Raw genomic sequence first — 14,311 nt, forward strand, 5'->3', positions numbered from 1 at the left:
CTGGAGTCCGAGCGTGCGCTCTCCCGATCTGAGGCCGGTCGCGACGGCGGCCGCGCCCACCTGGCGCGCCTCGGTCGGTGGCGCGCGGGTCGCGCTGCGCGCCATCGAGGACGATCGCGGGCGGCTGCGGGAGATCGCGTTCAGCGCGCCGCGCGAAGGGGCGTCCGCGCGCGCGCTATTGGAAGCGCTGGCGCAGGCGGTCTCTCTCGGCCTCGCGCATGGCGTGCCGCTCGACGGCTTTGTCGAGTCCTATGCCTACGCCCCAGGCGCGGGCGGCGCGGTGGAGGGCGATGCGGCGATCCGCCGGGCGACCTCGGTGCTCGACTGGGCCTTCCGGCGGCTGGCGATGGAGTATCTCGGCCGCACCGACCTGCCCGATCCGGCGGAGGAGGAAGCGGATCCGCCGACCGCGCAGGCCACCCAGCCGCCGCTGCTGCCGCTCGACCTGCCGGCGCAGCCTTCGCCGCGGCGCGGCCGGTCGATGCGCCACGCGGCCTGACGGAAGGTGGGGGGGGCGACGCGCCCCCCGAAGCGCGGCACTCTCCGTCCCCCGATCGGAGGAGGAGAGACCCATGGCCGGACGTATCGCCGCGCGACTCGCGGAACTCGGAATCAGCCTGCCGCAGCCCGCCGCCCCCATCGCCAACTACGTGCCCTTCTCGGTCACGGGGAAGCTTGTCGTCGTCTCGGGGCAGATCCCGCTGCGCGACGGGGCCATTGCCTATACCGGCAAGGTTGGCGTGGACCTGACGCCGGAGTCGGCGAAGGAAGCGGCGGCGCTCTGCTTCGTGAACCTGCTCGCGCAGGTGCAGGCGGCGGCCGGGGACCTCGACCAGGTCAAGCGCGTGCTGCGACTGGGCGGCTTCATCGCCGCGCCGGCGTCGTTCACGCAGCACGCGGTGGTGATGAACGGGGCCTCGGACCTGGCGGTCGCGGTGTTCGGCGATGCGGGGCGGCATGCGCGGACGACGATCGGCGTGCCTTCACTTCCCGGTGATGCAGCGGTCGAGGTGGAGGGGATGTTCGAGCTCGCGTGAGTATCATTGCGCGAGACGCCGCCGAAAAATCACCCGCCGGCACCCCTGTGGTAGTGCTGTGCGACACACAAATACCAGAGGTAGTGCGTGGGATGCCCGCAACACTCAATTTTTGAGACTGTTTAATGTATTGCAAACGTCACTCTCGCTGTGGTGAGGTGCATCCATCGGTTGCAGCGAGGACAAAATCATGTCGGACGTTCGCGGTTGGGATCATCGCGCGGTTGCAATTTCGGCAGCCTATGACAGCGCCTCCGAGGGGCGCTGGACCATGGCGCTCGGCATCGTCGCGATGCTCCTCGGGCTTGCCGCCGCTGCCGGCGGCGCGCTGATCGGCTTCGGCCAGACGTCGCGCCTCATTCCGCTGCCGGGCGGCCTGCCGGCGGCGGAGCCGGAGACGGTCGCGATCGCCATGTTCGCCTGCGGGGCGATCACGATGCTGCTCGGCGTCGTCAGCATCTACAAGGCGCAGGACCGCTGAAGCCGGCCGGGCGCCCCGTTGGGCGCCCGCGCCTTGCCATGTCGGCCGGCGGCGCGACATTGGGGGCATGCCCGACGGTCCGCCCCCGCTGACGCTGACGCTCCACCGCGCCATCGCCGAGATCCCGGCGCCTGAGTGGGATTCCTGCGCGGGCGGCGACAATCCCTTCCTCTCCCACGCCTTTCTCTCCGCGCTCGAGGACAGCGGCAGCGCCGCGCCCGAGCGCGGCTGGCTGCCCCAGCATGCGGCGCTGCGGGACGAGGCCGGACGGCTGCTCGCCTGCGCGCCCTGCTACGCCAAGTCGCATTCCCAGGGCGAATACGTCTTCGACCATGGCTGGGCCGACGCGCTGGAGCGGGCGGGAGGGCAATACTATCCCAAGTTGCAGGTCGCGGTGCCCTTCAGCCCGGTGCCGGGGCCGCGCCTGCTGGTGCGCCCCGATGCCGGGCTGCCGATCGCCGCGCTGGCCCAGGCGCTGGTGCAGGGCTGCGAGGGTGTCGGCGCGTCCTCCGTCCATGTCACTTTCTGCACCGACGTCGAATGGGCAGCGCTTGGCGATGCGGGCTGGTTGCAGCGGCTAGGCACCCAGTTCCACTGGTCCAATCCGGGCTATGGGGGCTTCGACGATTTCCTCGGCGCGCTCGCCTCCCGCAAGCGCAAGGCGCTGAAGCGGGAAAGGCGGGATGTCGCCGCCTGCGGCCTGGCGCTGCGCTGTCTGCGCGGGGCGGAGATCACGGAACGGCACTGGGATGCCTTCCACCGCTTCTACCGCAGCACCACCGATAGGAAATGGGGCCGCAGCGCCTACCTCACCCGCCGCTTCTGGCCGCTGCTCGGCGAAAGGCTCGGCGATGCCGTGGTGCTGATGGTGGCCGAGCGGGACGGTGAACCCGTCGCCGGCGCGCTGAACCTGGTGGGGCGGGAGGCGATCTACGGCCGCAACTGGGGCGCGACGGTCGACGTGCCGTTCCTGCATTTCGAGCTCTGCTACTACATGGCCATGGACTTCGCGATCGCGCACGGCATCCCGCGCGTGGAGGCGGGCGCGCAGGGGGAGCACAAGATCCAGCGCGGCTACCTGCCGGTGCCGACCTACTCGGCGCATTGGATCGCGCATCGGGGCCTGTCGCAGGCAGTGGCCGATTTCCTTGCGCGCGAAAGGCCGGCGATGCGGCGGGAGATGGAGGCGCTCGCCACGCTCTCCCCCTTCCGCAAGGATGGCGAGGCGTAGCGCGTGGCGCGCTCGCCCTTCTTTGCGCGCATCAAGAGGGACGTGTTGCGGATCGTCGCCGCCGTGCCGGAAGGGCACGTCGTCACCTTCGCCGATATCGGCGCGCATCTGGATGTCGCGCCGCGGCACGTTGCCTACATCCTCGCGACGCTCACGGAGATCGAGGCGGCGACGCTGCCCTGGCACCGCGCCGTGACGGCGGACGGCACGCTCGGCGCGGCGAAATCCGGCCCGGACGGCGTGACGCAGCACGCGCTGCTGGCCGCCGAGGGCACGGCCTTCGACGCGGAGGGCCGGATCACGGACTTCGTGGCGCGACGCGCCGATGTCGCCGCGCTGGCGCATGGCGTGCCCCGCCAGGTCCGGTCCGCCGAGGCACCCGCACCGGGACGACGCAGGCGGTAGGAGTCCGCGCCCGGGCGCGATAGGCTGCGCGCGTGCGCCTCGCCTACCTCCAACTCGCCCTATCCATGGCGCTGGTCGGCGCCAATGTCGCCGTGGCGAAGCTGCTGGCCGAGGCGCTGCCGATCGCCATGATCGCCTTCCTGCGCTGCGTGCTGGCCATGCTCGTGCTGCTGCCGCTGGCGCGGGCGATGGACGGGCCCGTGCGCGTGCCGCCCGACGCGCTGCGCAACCTTGCCCTGCAGGCGCTGTTCGGCACCGCGATCTACAATGCGGGGCTGCTCGCGGGGCTGCGGCTGACGACGGCGTTGGAAGGCGGGCTTGTGCTCGCCACGCTGCCCGCCGTGGTCGCGATCGGTGGCGCGCTGCTGCTGCGCGAACGCCTGCCCGGGCGGCAATGGGCGGCGGTCGCCTTGGCGGCCGGTGGCATGGCGGCGATCACGATCGCGCGCAGCGTCGGCGGGGATGGTGGATCCGCGCTCGGCAACCTGCTGGTGTTCTGCGGCGTGATGGGGGAGGCCGCCTATGTGCTGCTCGCGCGCCGCATCGCGGGGCGGGTGCCGGTGATCACCGCGAGCCTGTGGATGCAGGTGTTCTCCGCGCTGGTGCTGGCACCCTTCGCGCTGCCGGATCTCGGGGCCGTCGCGGCGCTGGCGGACCCGTCGCTCGCCGCGCTGCTCGTTTTCCATTCCCTGACGGCAAGCGTGCTCTGCCTGCTGCTCTGGTACGCCGGGCTGAAGCGCGTGCCGGCGGGGATGGCAGGGGTGTTCACCGTGTTCCTGCCGGGGACGGCGGCGCTGGTGGCGGTGACGCTGCTGGGGGAGGCTTTTTCGTCCGTCCATGCCGCGGGCTTCGTGCTGATGATGGGCAGCGTGGCGGTGGCGACCTGGCCGCGGCGGGGTGGCGGCGGATGAGGGCGTGGTTCGCCTGCGACGGCGCGGCGCTGCTCGTGCGCGATCCGGCGGATACGGTGGGGCGGCTGGCCTCCGCCCAGCAGGCGCGCGGGCATGCCGGCGCGCCGGAGCAGGAGGCCGCCTGGCGCGCACAGGTCGCGGCGCTGCGCGAAGGGCTCCGGGCGGCCGGCGGCGATGCCTGGACCGTCGCGCTGGAATACGAGTTGCTGCGCCTGGAAAAGCGCATCGACGCGGTGGTGCTGACGGATCGCGCCATCCTGGTGCTGGAATTCAAGCAGACGGACGCCTCGCCCGCGGCGCTGGCCGAGGCGGAGGACTACGCGCTCGACCTGCGCGACTTCCACGCCGGCAGCCGTGCCCATCCGATCCTGCCGGTGCTGGTCACGGGCGGTGTGCGTGGCTTCGCGCCGCCGGCGCAGCCGCCGCTGATATGGCAGGGGGTGTCGCGGCCGGTGACGTGCGGGCCGGATGGTCTCGCGGCGCTGTTCGGCTGGGTGCAGTCGGCCGCGCCTGCGGCACCGCTCGATGGCCGTGTCTGGCTCGATGCGCCCTATCGGCCAGTGCCGGGGATCGTCGAGGCGGCGACGATGCTGTTCGCCCGCCACGGCGTCGCCGAGATCGCCGCCGCGCGCGCCGATGCGACGAACCTGCGCGAGACGGCGGCGGCGATCGCGCGCGCGGTCGACCAGGCGCGGCGCGACCATGCGAAGCGCGTCGTCTTCGTCACCGGCATTCCCGGCGCGGGCAAGACGCTGTGCGGGCTGAACGCCGTGTTCGGCGCTGCGCGGCAGGATGGCGCGGCCTTCCTGACCGGCAACGCCCCGCTGGTTGCCGTGCTGCGCGAAGCCTTGGCGCGGGATGCCATCGCGCAGCGGGGTGCGTCGAAGGCGCAGGCGCTGCGGGAGGTGAAGACGGCGATCCAGAACGTGCACCGCTTCCTGGAGGACGGCGCGAAACCGGGTGCCGGCGCGCCGCCCGAGCGCGTGATCGTCTTCGACGAGGCCCAGCGCGCCTGGGACGAGGCCAAGGCGCGCCGCGGCACGCAGAACCGCCCGGGCACGCTGACCATGAGCGAGCCCGCCCATACGCTGGACATCATGGGCCGCCATCCCGGCTGGGCGGTGGTGGTGGCGCTGATCGGCAACGGGCAGGAGATCAACACGGGGGAGGCGGGGCTGCGCGAATGGGGGCGCGTCATCGACGCCGACCCCCGCTGGGGCGCGGTCGCGGCCGGCCGCGGGCTGGCAGCGCCCGAGCCGATGCAGCGTTTGGCCGAAGGACAACCGCCCTGGCTTGAGATTGCGCCCTCGCTGGACCTTACGGTGCCGATGCGCGCGGTGCGGGATTCCGCGGTGGCGGGCTGGGTCGAGGCCGTGCTGGCGGAGGATGCGGCGCGCGCCCGGTCCATCGCCGCGCGGGCCGAGGATTTCCCCGTCCTTGTCACGCGTGACCTGGACGCTGCGCGCGCCGCGCTGCGCGGCTTCGCGCGCGGTCGGCGGCGGGCGGGGCTGCTGCGGTCCTCGGGCGCGAAGCGGCTGCGTGGGGAAGGGTTGGCGGCCGAGGTACCGGCGGAGGATGTGGCCGACTGGTTCCTCAATGCCTGGCCCGATGTCCGCGCCTCCGACGCGCTCGAGGCCGCGGCGACGGAATATGCGTGCCAGGGGCTGGAACTGGATGTCTGCGGCCTCGCCTGGGGCGGCGACCTGGTACGCGGCGCGGCTGGCTGGACCGCCCGGCGCTTCGCCGGCACGCGCTGGCAGGCGGAACGCGCCGAGGCGCATTACGTGCTCAACACCTATCGCGTCCTGCTGACGCGCGCGCGGTACGAGACGGTGGTCTGGGTGCCGCGGGGCTCCGCGCGCGATGCGCCCTTTCACGACGTCACGCGCGACGCGGCCGAGATGGACGCCGTCGCGGACTTCCTGCTCGGCTGCGGCGCGCGGGCCTTGCCGGCTGCGGCGACACCCGCCCCGCGCACGGTGGCGCCGACGCTGCTATGAAGACGGGCATGCGCTCGCTGCTCGCCCTGCTGCTCCTTCTCCTCGCCCTGCCCGCCGCGGCGCAGGAGCTGAAGATCGCCGCCTGGAACATCGCCTGGCTGACCACCAAGCCCGCCGGGCATCCGGACCTGCCCTCCGGCCTCGCCACCCGTACGCAGGAGGATTTCGCCCGGCTGCGCGCCTATGCCGAGCGGCTGGCCGCGGATGTCGTCGCGATCCAGGAGGTGGACGGGCCGCTCGCCGCGGCGCGGGTGTTCGACGCGACGCGCTACGAGTTCCACTTCCCCGCCGAGACCGACACGCAGCGCGCCGGCTTCGCCTGGCGACGCGGGCTGAACGTGACGCGCAACCCCGATGTCTCGGCGCTGGATCTGGTGCCGAATGCGCGGCGGTCGCTGCGCCGGGGCGCGGACATCACCGTGCGCGCGGGCGAAGGCCCGCCAATCCGCCTGCTGTCGATCCACTTGGATGGCGGCTGTGCGCAAGGATCGGTGCGGCGGCCGGAGTCGCGGGACTGCCAGAACCTCGGCCGCCAGGCGGAGATCCTGCGCGACTGGATCGCGGAGCGGCGGCGGGAAGGCGTCGCCTTCGCGATCCTGGGTGACTTCAACCGGCGCGTCGGGCGTGGCGACGAGTTCGTGGCGATGCTGGAGGAGGCAGGCCCGCTTGCGCGCCCGACCGAGGGTTTCGCCAACCCCTGCTGGGCGCGGGACGGGCAGGCGCGGTCCTTCGTGGACCATATCCTGCTTGGCGGGCCGGCGCGGTCCTGGCTCGTGCGCGACAGTTTCCGCGTGCTTGTCTATGCCGAGCGCGACCCCGCGCTGCGCGACCGGCTATCGGACCACTGCCCGATCAGCGTGCGGCTCGACCCGCGGTGAGCGAGGCCGCGCCGGGCTTCGCCCGCATCACGCTGCCGCTCGCGGCGATCAACTTCCTCAACCAGGCCAATCGCGGGATGGTCGCGACCATCGGGCCGCTGCTCGCCATCGAGTTCGGCCTGTCGGCATCGGAACTCGGCCTGCTCGCTGCCTGCTTCTTTGCCGCCTATGCCCTGGCGCAGTTGCCGATCGGCGTCGCACTCGACCTGCACGGGCCGCGCAAGGTGCAGAGCACCCTCGCGCTTGTCTCGGCCGCGGGCTTCGTGGTCAGCGCGTTGGCACCCGATGTGTGGGTGCTCGCAGTTGGGCGCATCATCTGCGGCTTCGGGCTCGCCGCGGGGCTGATGGCGATGCTCAAGGCCAATACGCAATGGTATCCGAAGCAGCGCGTCGCGGCGGTAACGGGGGCGGGGCTGTTCCTCGCCGGCATGGGGGGCATGAGTGCGACCGTGCCGGTGCAATGGGCGGTGCCGCTGCTCGGCTGGCGGGGCATTTTTGCCCTGCTCGCGGTGCTGGCCGTGGTGGTCTCGATGTGGATCCGCTTTTCGGTGCCGGACCGGCCGCCGGGCGCCGTGGTGCCGCAGAAGCGCAGCATGGCGCGGGAGATCGGGGAGTTCGGGCGCATCTTCCGCGACCGCGGCTTCCTGCGGTTCCTCCCGGCGATCATGGTGCTGTCCGCGCTGAACTTCACCTTCCAGGGCCTCTGGGCGGGGCCGTGGCTGCGCGACGTGGCCGGGCTGGCGGACGGGCCGCGGGCGGTCGCTCTGCTGGTCTACGCGCTGGGCCTGGTGACGGGCAGCCTGGTGACGGGGCAGGCGGCGTCCTTCGCGCAGGCGCGGGGCTTCTCGCCCATGTTCGTGCCCTATCTCGGCATGGGGGGCGTGCTGGTGTGCCTCGCGACGCTGGTGGCCGCGCCGTCGGGCTTCTGGACGATCGCCGCGGTGTGGTTCTGCTTTTCCTTCTGCGGGTCGGTGGGCGTGGCCGGCTATGCGGCGATGGGGCAGGGCTTTCCGCCGGAATTGCAGGGGCGCGTCGCGACGGCGATCAACTTCTCCATGCTCGTGCTGGTCTTCCTGTTCCAGACCGGGATCGGGGCGATCCTCGACCTCTGGCCGCGCACGGGGAATGGCGGCTGGGACCCGGCGGGCTATGCGGTGGCGCTGTCCGTCACCTTCCTGTTGCAGGCGCTGGCCGCGCTGTGGATCGTGGTGGCGCCGAAGGGGAGGGGATGATGGTCAACAAGCGCACGGCGAAGGTGCTGGAACGGTTCCGCGTGAGCTCCGGCAAGGGGTTCCGGCTGAAGGACATCGCGCCCGACGACACGGCGGGCATCGACCTCGAGAAGGACCATGCCGCGGAGCTGCTGCAGCAGGGCGTGGATCGCCTCGCGGAACTGCAGGACATGCTTTACGCGCAGGATCGCTGGTCGGTGTTGTGCATCTTCCAGGCGATGGACGCGGCCGGGAAGGATGGGGCCATCAAGCACGTCTTCTCCGGCGTGAACCCGCAGGGCTGTCAGGTGCATTCCTTCAAGGCGCCGACGGCGACCGAGCTCGACCACGATTTTCTCTGGCGCCATTCGACCGCGCTGCCGGAACGTGGGCGCATCGGCATCCACAACCGCTCCTGGTACGAGGAAGTGCTGGCGGTGCGCGTGCACCCGGCCTACCTCGAAGGCCAGAAGCTGCCGCCGCGGCTTGTCGGCAGGAAGATCTGGGAGGAGCGGCTCGAGGACATCGCGGCCTATGAGCGCTACCTCGCCCGCCAGGGGACGGTGGTGCTGAAGTTCTTCCTGAATGTCAGCCAGGAGGAGCAGAAGCGCCGCTTCCTCTCCCGCATCGACGAGCCCGCGAAGAACTGGAAGTTCTCGGCCAACGACGTGGCCGAGCGCGCGCATTGGGACGCGTACATGGCGGCGTACCAGGACGCCATCCGCGCCACCGCAGCGCCGCATGCGCCCTGGTACGTGGTGCCGGCGGACACGAAGTGGCTCACGCGGCTGGTGGTCGCGGCGGCGCTGATCGATGCGCTGGAAGGGCTCGACCTGCACTATCCGAAGGTGACGAAGGCGCAGAAGGCGGCGCTGGAGGTGGCGCGGAAGGCGTTGGTCTAGCCCTCGTTCACCCTGTCCAGCACATGCAGCGCATAGGTGAACGCCGCCCCCGCATTCAGCGCGATCGCCACGCCGAGCGCCTCGGCGATCTCCTCCTTCGTCGCACCCGCCGCGACGGCCTTGCGCACATGCGCGTCCATGCAGCCCTCGCATTTGGTGGTGATGGCAACCGCGAGCGCGATGAATTCCCGCGTCTTGGCATCCAGGTGCTGCGTCTTGGCCGCGCCGTTCGACAGGGCTACGAAGCCCTTCACGATCTCCGGGTGCAGCTGGCCGAGTTCCTTGCCGCGTTCCCGCAGCGCCGTCGAGTAGGCGTTCCAGTCCTTGATCGCGCTCATGCCAGTGTCCCCTGAATGACGAACGGGCGCGGAGGGATCTCCTCCGCGCCCGTCCATCATCGCGCCGGATGCGGCGTCGCGCTACTCGGCCGTCTCGGGCTCGCGCTCTGCATCGCCTTCGCCTTCCTCGGGCTTCGGCAGGGCTGGCGGGGCCGCTTCCACGATCTCGAAGGTCAGCGCCCCGTCCTTGAGCCCGACCTTCACCGCGCCACCCTTCACGAGCTTGCCGAACAGCAGTTCCTCGGCGAGAGGCTTCTTCACATGCTCCTGGATGACGCGCGCGAGCGGGCGCGCGCCATAGAGCGGATCGTAGCCCTTCTCGGCGAGCCACTCCTTGGCGGCCGAGGACAGCTCGATCGTCACGTTGCGGTCCGCCAGCTGGGCTTCCAGCTGCATGACGAACTTCTCGACCACGCGGCCGACGATCTCGGGCGTCAGCCCCGAGAAGCCGACGATGCTGTCGAGCCGGTTGCGGAATTCCGGGGTGAACAGGCGCTTGATCGCCTCCTCATCCTCGCCCACGCGCGTCTCGCGCTCGAAGCCGATGGTCGGCTTCGCCAGGTCCGACGCGCCGGCATTGGTCGTCATGATGAGGATGACGTTGCGGAAATCGACGGTCTTGCCGTTGTGGTCCGTCAGCTTCCCGTGGTCCATCACCTGCAGCAGGATGTTGTAGAGATCCTGGTGAGCCTTCTCGATCTCATCGAGCAGGAGCACGGCGTGCGGGTGCTGGTCGATCGCATCGGTCAGCAGCCCGCCCTGGTCGAAGCCGACATAGCCGGGCGGGGCGCCGATCAGGCGGCTTACGCTGTGCCGCTCCATGTATTCCGACATGTCGAAGCGGATCAGCTCGATGCCGAGCGTCTTGGCCAGCTGCTTGGCGACCTCGGTCTTGCCGACGCCGGTGGGGCCGCTGAACAGGTAGTTGCCGATCGGCTTCTCCGGGTCGCGCAGCCCGGCGCGTGACAGCTTGATCGCGGCGGACAGCGCCTCGATCGCCTTGTCCTGGCCGAACACCATCGCCTTGAGGTCGCGCTCGAGGTTCTTGAGCTGCTCCCGGTCGTCGGTCGAGACCGACTTGGGCGGGATGCGCGCGATCTTGGCGACGATGTCCTCGACATCCTTGAGCGTGACCGTCTTCCGTCGCTTGTTCTCGGGCAGCAGCATCCGCGACGCGCCGACCTCGTCGATCACGTCGATCGCCTTGTCGGGCAGCTTGCGGTCGTGGATGTACTTCGCGCTGAGTTCCACCGCCGCGCGGATGGCTTCGGGCGTGTAGCGGACCTTGTGGTGCTTCTCGTAGTTGGTCTTGAGGCCCTGGAGGATCTTCACCGCGTCCTCGACCGTGGGCTCGTTCACGTCGATCTTCTGGAAGCGACGGACCAGCGCACGGTCCTTCTCGAAGTAGTTGCGGTATTCCTTGTAGGTGGTGGACCCGATGCAGCGCAGCGTGCCCTGCGCCAGCGCGGGCTTGAGCAGGTTCGACGCATCCATGGCGCCGCCGGAGGTCGCCCCCGCGCCGATCACGGTATGGATCTCGTCGATGAACAGGATCGATCCCGCCTGGGCTTCCAGCTCCGTCACCACGGCCTTCAGCCGTTCCTCGAAATCGCCGCGGTAGCGCGTGCCGGCGAGCAGGCTGCCCATGTCGAGCGCGAAGATGGTCGACTTGAGCAGCACCTCGGGCACGTCGCCCTCGACGATGCGCTTGGCCAGGCCTTCGGCGATCGCCGTCTTGCCCACGCCCGGGTCGCCCACATACAGCGGGTTGTTCTTCGTGCGGCGGCAGAGGATCTGGATGGTGCGGTCGATTTCCTCCGCACGGCCGATCAGCGGGTCGATCTTGCCCTGCTGCGCCTTCTTGTTGAGGTTGACGCAGTAGTTCGACAGCGCGTCCTGGCCACGGCCGCCGCGGGGCTTCTCCTCCTTCTCCTGGTTCTCTTCCGAGGAGGAGGGCGCCGAGCCCTGGACGGGCCGCGGCTGGGACCGGCCCGGCGCCTTGGCGATGCCGTGGCTGATGAAGTTCACCGCATCGAGCCGCGTCATGTCCTGCAGCTGCAGGAAGTAGACGGCGTGAGATTCACGCTCGCTGAACAGGGCGACGAGCACGTTCGCGCCCGTCACCTCGTCGCGGCCGGAGGATTGGACATGGATCGCGGCGCGCTGGACCACGCGCTGGAAGCCGGCGGTCGGCTTGGGATCCCCGCCGCGCTCCGTCACCAAACCCGCAAGGTCCTTGTCGAGGAACTCGGTCAGGTCGCGCTTCAGGCGCTCGAGGTCAACGCCGCAGGCGCGCAGCACGGTGGCCGCGTCCTGGTCGTCGCCGAGGGCAAGAAGCAGGTGTTCGAGTGTGGCGTATTCGTGCCGGCGCTCGCTGGCCAGTGCCAGGGCCCGGTGGAGCGTCTGCTCGAGGTTGCGGGACAGCATGTCAGTGACGCTCCCCTGTAGGTGCCGTGTCGGTCTCGTTGGACCTCGCGGGCACCGGGCAATCAGTTGATATCTTGGCCTCCCCCTGGGCTTCTGCGAGCCCTTCCCCCTATTCCTTTTCGATCGTGCACTGCAGAGGGTGCTGGTTCTGGCGTGCCAGGTCCATCACCTGCGTCACCTTCGTCTCGGCGACCTCATAGGTATAGACGCCGCAGACGCCGACGCCGCGACGGTGCACGTGCAGCATGATGCGGGTCGCTTCCTCCCGGTTCTTCTGGAAGAAGCGTTCGAGGACATGCACGACGAACTCCATCGGCGTGTAGTCGTCGTTCAGCATCAACACCTTGTACATGGCGGGCTTCTTGGTGCGCGGGCGCGTCTTCACCACGACCCCCGTCTGGGAGCCGTCGCCGCCTTGCCCGCTGCCCGGGCGCTTGTCCTGGTCGCTCATGGTCGAAGAGGTGGTTTCCCTCGGCGCAAAGGGCAACGTCCCGCGCCGCATGGCAGGATATCGGAGCGCGCGGCCTCCCGGAAAGGGTAGACCGCGCCGCGGCGACAAGAATGTCGCGAAGGTGCTGAGAAAACGATGAAGGGCCCGGCCCCGCCCCCCGAAAGGGGGGAAGGACCGGGCCCTCATGGGGCGCCCCGCCCGGAGGCGGGGCGTTCCGCGTCGGTTCAGGCCGCGAGCGGCTTCGCCATCTTTTCCATGGCGACCGTCATGCGGGCGCTGATCGGCGCCACGGCCTGCTCGGTCAGCTTGAAGACCGCTTCCTGCATCTTGGCGGATTCGGCCACCGCCTTCTCCATCGCGGCCTTGGCGAACTTCGCCTGGACCTCGGCGGCCTCGTTCAGGCTCTTCACCGCCGCGAGTGCCTTGGCGCCCTCGAGGGTATGGTCCGTCAGGCCCTGCGCCAGCGCCATCGCGTGGCGGGCGAGGTCCTGCGTGCCGACCGCCCAGGTCTGCGCCGCCTTGGTGAAGGCCTCGACGTTGCCGCGGCCGAATTCCGCCGCGTCCTCGGCGGCCTTCATCATACCCTCGGCACCCTTGCTGAACTGTTCCATGCTCTTCTCCATCGCCACGCGGGCCTGCGCCGCGCCCTCGGTCACGATCTTCTGCGCCTGCGCCGCGCCTTCGGCGGCGATCTTCTTCACGTCGGCCTTGGTCTCAGCCATGATCATATCCTCTTCCGCTGTCGCGCCCTCGATGACGGACTCGGCCTCCGGCGCGGCATTCCGCACCTTCCGCTTCGCCGGCCCAGCCGTCCGGGCCGCTTTGCTGCGCTGCAACATGATGGTGTGAATAGCGAAACGCCCATCCGGGTTGCAAGCATTTTTTGCAGTGCACAAAAATGCCGAGGCCGCCCCGCCGCCCATGACGTGGCCTGGATATCGTGCGGCGGCGCAGCAACGAATTGTAAGTGCTTGCCGTGCAACGAACTCTCGCGGGGAATTCCGATGGACGCGGGTGGTCGCCGTGACTATCGTGCCGATCGGGGATGAAGGGGCCGGGCGCCATTCGGGCGCAGGGCCCAGGGGGATTGCGCATGACGCAGACACGCGACCGCGCGTGCCGGCGGGGATTCGCCCGCGCCATGGCCGGGCTGATGCTTGCCGCCGGGGCCTGGCTGTTCGCCGCGCCGGCCGCGGCACAGATCGGCAGCGAACGCTACGCCGCGATCGTGCTCGACGCCCGCAGCGGCCGCGCACTGATCGCGGCCAATGCGGATGAGCCGCGCTACCCGGCCTCGCTGACCAAGATGATGACGCTCTACATGCTGTTCGAGGCGCTGCGCGACGGGCGCGTGAACCTCAACACCCCGATCCGCATGAGCGAGGAGGCCGCCTCCCGCCCCCCCTCCAAGCTCGGCCTGCCGCCCGGCATGACGCTGACCGCCGAGCAGGCGATCCTCGCCCTCGTGACGAAAAGCGCGAATGACGTCGCCGCCGCCGTGGGCGAGCATCTCGGCGGATCGGAGGAGCGCTTCGCCCAGTTGATGACGCTGCGCGCGCGCGCCATCGGCATGACGCAGACCACCTTCCGCAACGCCTCCGGCCTGCCGGACCCGGACAACATCACCACCGCGCGGGACATGGCGACGCTCGGGCTGCGCCTGATCCGGGACTTCCCGAACCGCTACCACTATTTCAGCACGGTCCATTTCTCCTGGGGGCGGGCGATGATCCGCAACCACAACCGCATGCTCGGCGACTATGAGGGCGCGGACGGCATCAAGACCGGCTTCATCCGGGATTCCGGCTTCAACATCGTGACCTCGGCGCTGCGCGACGGGGTGCGGCTTGTCGGCGTGACCATGGGCGGGTCGTCCTGGGTCGAGCGCGACCGTCACATGGGCGCGCTGCTCGACCAAGGCTTCGCGCAGCTTGGCGTGGCGCCGCGCCCGCCGTCCTCGGTCATGGCGGCCGCAAGCGCGGCGCCGGTGGTGGGCCGTGCCCGCGCCGCGGTGCCGGATCGCCGCGCGACGGCCGCGC

The 14,311-nt window shown here is 70.3% G+C and carries 15 protein-coding genes; 11 read left to right on the top strand and 4 right to left on the bottom strand.

Going from position 1 to position 14,311, the window contains the following annotated elements; all coding sequences use genetic code 11:
• The 10 genes from HW577_RS10610 to HW577_RS10655 form a co-directional block, all read left to right on the top strand.
• The coding region (locus tag HW577_RS10610; protein ID WP_474100244.1) for a TSCPD domain-containing protein at positions 1-499 on the top strand (499 nt) is incomplete at its 5' end.
• Positions 500-572: 73 nt separating this feature from the next.
• On the top strand, positions 573-1,037 hold the full coding sequence (locus tag HW577_RS10615; RefSeq protein WP_198376111.1) for a RidA family protein: 465 nt from the start codon (positions 573-575) through the stop codon (positions 1,035-1,037).
• 190 nt (positions 1,038-1,227) lie between these two features.
• Positions 1,228-1,518 (top strand): hypothetical protein, encoded by a 291-nt coding sequence (locus tag HW577_RS10620; RefSeq protein WP_198376112.1) that lies wholly within the window; start codon positions 1,228-1,230, stop codon positions 1,516-1,518.
• 67 nt (positions 1,519-1,585) lie between these two features.
• Positions 1,586-2,749 carry a GNAT family N-acetyltransferase gene (locus HW577_RS10625; RefSeq protein WP_198376113.1) on the top strand — a complete coding sequence of 388 codons (1,164 nt, stop codon included), beginning with the start codon at positions 1,586-1,588 and terminating at the stop codon, positions 2,747-2,749.
• A gap of 3 nt (positions 2,750-2,752) precedes the next feature.
• Positions 2,753-3,154: an MGMT family protein gene (locus HW577_RS10630; protein WP_198376114.1), complete on the top strand. Its 402-nt coding sequence runs from the start codon at positions 2,753-2,755 to the stop codon at positions 3,152-3,154.
• 32 nt (positions 3,155-3,186) lie between these two features.
• Positions 3,187-4,065: a DMT family transporter gene (locus HW577_RS27045; RefSeq protein ID WP_198376115.1), complete on the top strand. Its 879-nt coding sequence runs from the start codon at positions 3,187-3,189 to the stop codon at positions 4,063-4,065.
• Positions 4,062-6,065 (top strand): DNA/RNA helicase domain-containing protein, encoded by a 2,004-nt coding sequence (locus HW577_RS10640; protein WP_198376116.1) that lies wholly within the window; start codon positions 4,062-4,064, stop codon positions 6,063-6,065. Before HW577_RS27045 ends, HW577_RS10640 begins: the two co-directional genes overlap by 4 nt.
• Positions 6,066-6,073: 8 nt before the next feature.
• Positions 6,074-6,943: an endonuclease/exonuclease/phosphatase family protein gene (locus HW577_RS10645; protein ID WP_198376117.1), complete on the top strand. Its 870-nt coding sequence runs from the start codon at positions 6,074-6,076 to the stop codon at positions 6,941-6,943.
• Positions 6,940-8,175: an MFS transporter gene (locus tag HW577_RS10650; protein WP_198376118.1), complete on the top strand. Its 1,236-nt coding sequence runs from the start codon at positions 6,940-6,942 to the stop codon at positions 8,173-8,175. The genes HW577_RS10645 and HW577_RS10650 overlap by 4 nt, the downstream gene beginning before the upstream one ends.
• On the top strand, positions 8,175-9,056 hold the full coding sequence (locus HW577_RS10655) for a polyphosphate kinase 2 family protein (protein ID WP_232474838.1): 882 nt from the start codon (positions 8,175-8,177) through the stop codon (positions 9,054-9,056). Before HW577_RS10650 ends, HW577_RS10655 begins: the two co-directional genes overlap by 1 nt.
• Here the strand turns inward: HW577_RS10655 and HW577_RS10660 are convergent.
• The 4 genes from HW577_RS10660 to HW577_RS10675 all read right to left on the bottom strand — a co-directional run bounded on the left by HW577_RS10660 (position 9,053) and on the right by HW577_RS10675 (position 12,994).
• Positions 9,053-9,385, bottom strand: coding sequence for a carboxymuconolactone decarboxylase family protein (locus HW577_RS10660; protein ID WP_332837621.1), 333 nt, complete (start codon positions 9,383-9,385; stop codon positions 9,053-9,055). The two genes, HW577_RS10655 and HW577_RS10660, sit on opposite strands and share 4 nt — an antisense overlap.
• Positions 9,386-9,475: 90 nt before the next feature.
• Complete coding sequence (gene clpA / locus HW577_RS10665) at positions 9,476-11,821, bottom strand: ATP-dependent Clp protease ATP-binding subunit ClpA (RefSeq protein WP_198376121.1); 2,346 nt, start codon at positions 11,819-11,821, stop codon at positions 9,476-9,478.
• A 109-nt stretch (positions 11,822-11,930) separates the two neighbouring features.
• On the bottom strand, positions 11,931-12,272 hold the full coding sequence (gene clpS / locus HW577_RS10670) for an ATP-dependent Clp protease adapter ClpS (protein ID WP_198376122.1): 342 nt from the start codon (positions 12,270-12,272) through the stop codon (positions 11,931-11,933).
• 224 nt (positions 12,273-12,496) lie between these two features.
• A complete protein-coding gene (locus HW577_RS10675; RefSeq protein ID WP_232474839.1) occupies positions 12,497-12,994 on the bottom strand; it encodes a phasin family protein in 498 nt (165 codons plus the stop codon).
• Positions 12,995-13,365: 371 nt separating this feature from the next.
• On the opposite strand from HW577_RS10675, the gene HW577_RS10680 reads away from it, so the two are divergent.
• A partial coding sequence (locus HW577_RS10680; protein WP_198376124.1) for a D-alanyl-D-alanine carboxypeptidase family protein occupies positions 13,366-14,311 on the top strand: 946 nt, incomplete at its 3' end.

It is taken from the genome of Neoroseomonas rubea, assembly GCF_016106015.1.
Taxonomy (GTDB): domain Bacteria; phylum Pseudomonadota; class Alphaproteobacteria; order Acetobacterales; family Acetobacteraceae; genus Neoroseomonas; species Neoroseomonas rubea.

What these genes read in the sequence shown, in the direction of transcription:
- HW577_RS10645 (WP_198376117.1), top strand. Translation starts at nt 6,074, where the DNA reads ATGCGCTCGCTGCTCGCCCTGCTGCTCCTTCTCCTCGCCCTGCCCGCC.
- HW577_RS10675 (WP_232474839.1), bottom strand. Translation starts at nt 12,994, where the DNA reads ATGGCTGAGACCAAGGCCGACGTGAAGAAGATCGCCGCCGAAGGCGCG.
- HW577_RS10640 (WP_198376116.1), top strand. Translation starts at nt 4,062, where the DNA reads ATGAGGGCGTGGTTCGCCTGCGACGGCGCGGCGCTGCTCGTGCGCGAT.
- HW577_RS10620 (WP_198376112.1), top strand. Translation starts at nt 1,228, where the DNA reads ATGTCGGACGTTCGCGGTTGGGATCATCGCGCGGTTGCAATTTCGGCA.
- clpS (WP_198376122.1), bottom strand. Translation starts at nt 12,272, where the DNA reads ATGAGCGACCAGGACAAGCGCCCGGGCAGCGGGCAAGGCGGCGACGGC.
- HW577_RS10655 (WP_232474838.1), top strand. Translation starts at nt 8,175, where the DNA reads ATGGTCAACAAGCGCACGGCGAAGGTGCTGGAACGGTTCCGCGTGAGC.
- clpA (WP_198376121.1), bottom strand. Translation starts at nt 11,821, where the DNA reads ATGCTGTCCCGCAACCTCGAGCAGACGCTCCACCGGGCCCTGGCACTG.
- HW577_RS10615 (WP_198376111.1), top strand. Translation starts at nt 573, where the DNA reads ATGGCCGGACGTATCGCCGCGCGACTCGCGGAACTCGGAATCAGCCTG.
- HW577_RS10625 (WP_198376113.1), top strand. Translation starts at nt 1,586, where the DNA reads ATGCCCGACGGTCCGCCCCCGCTGACGCTGACGCTCCACCGCGCCATC.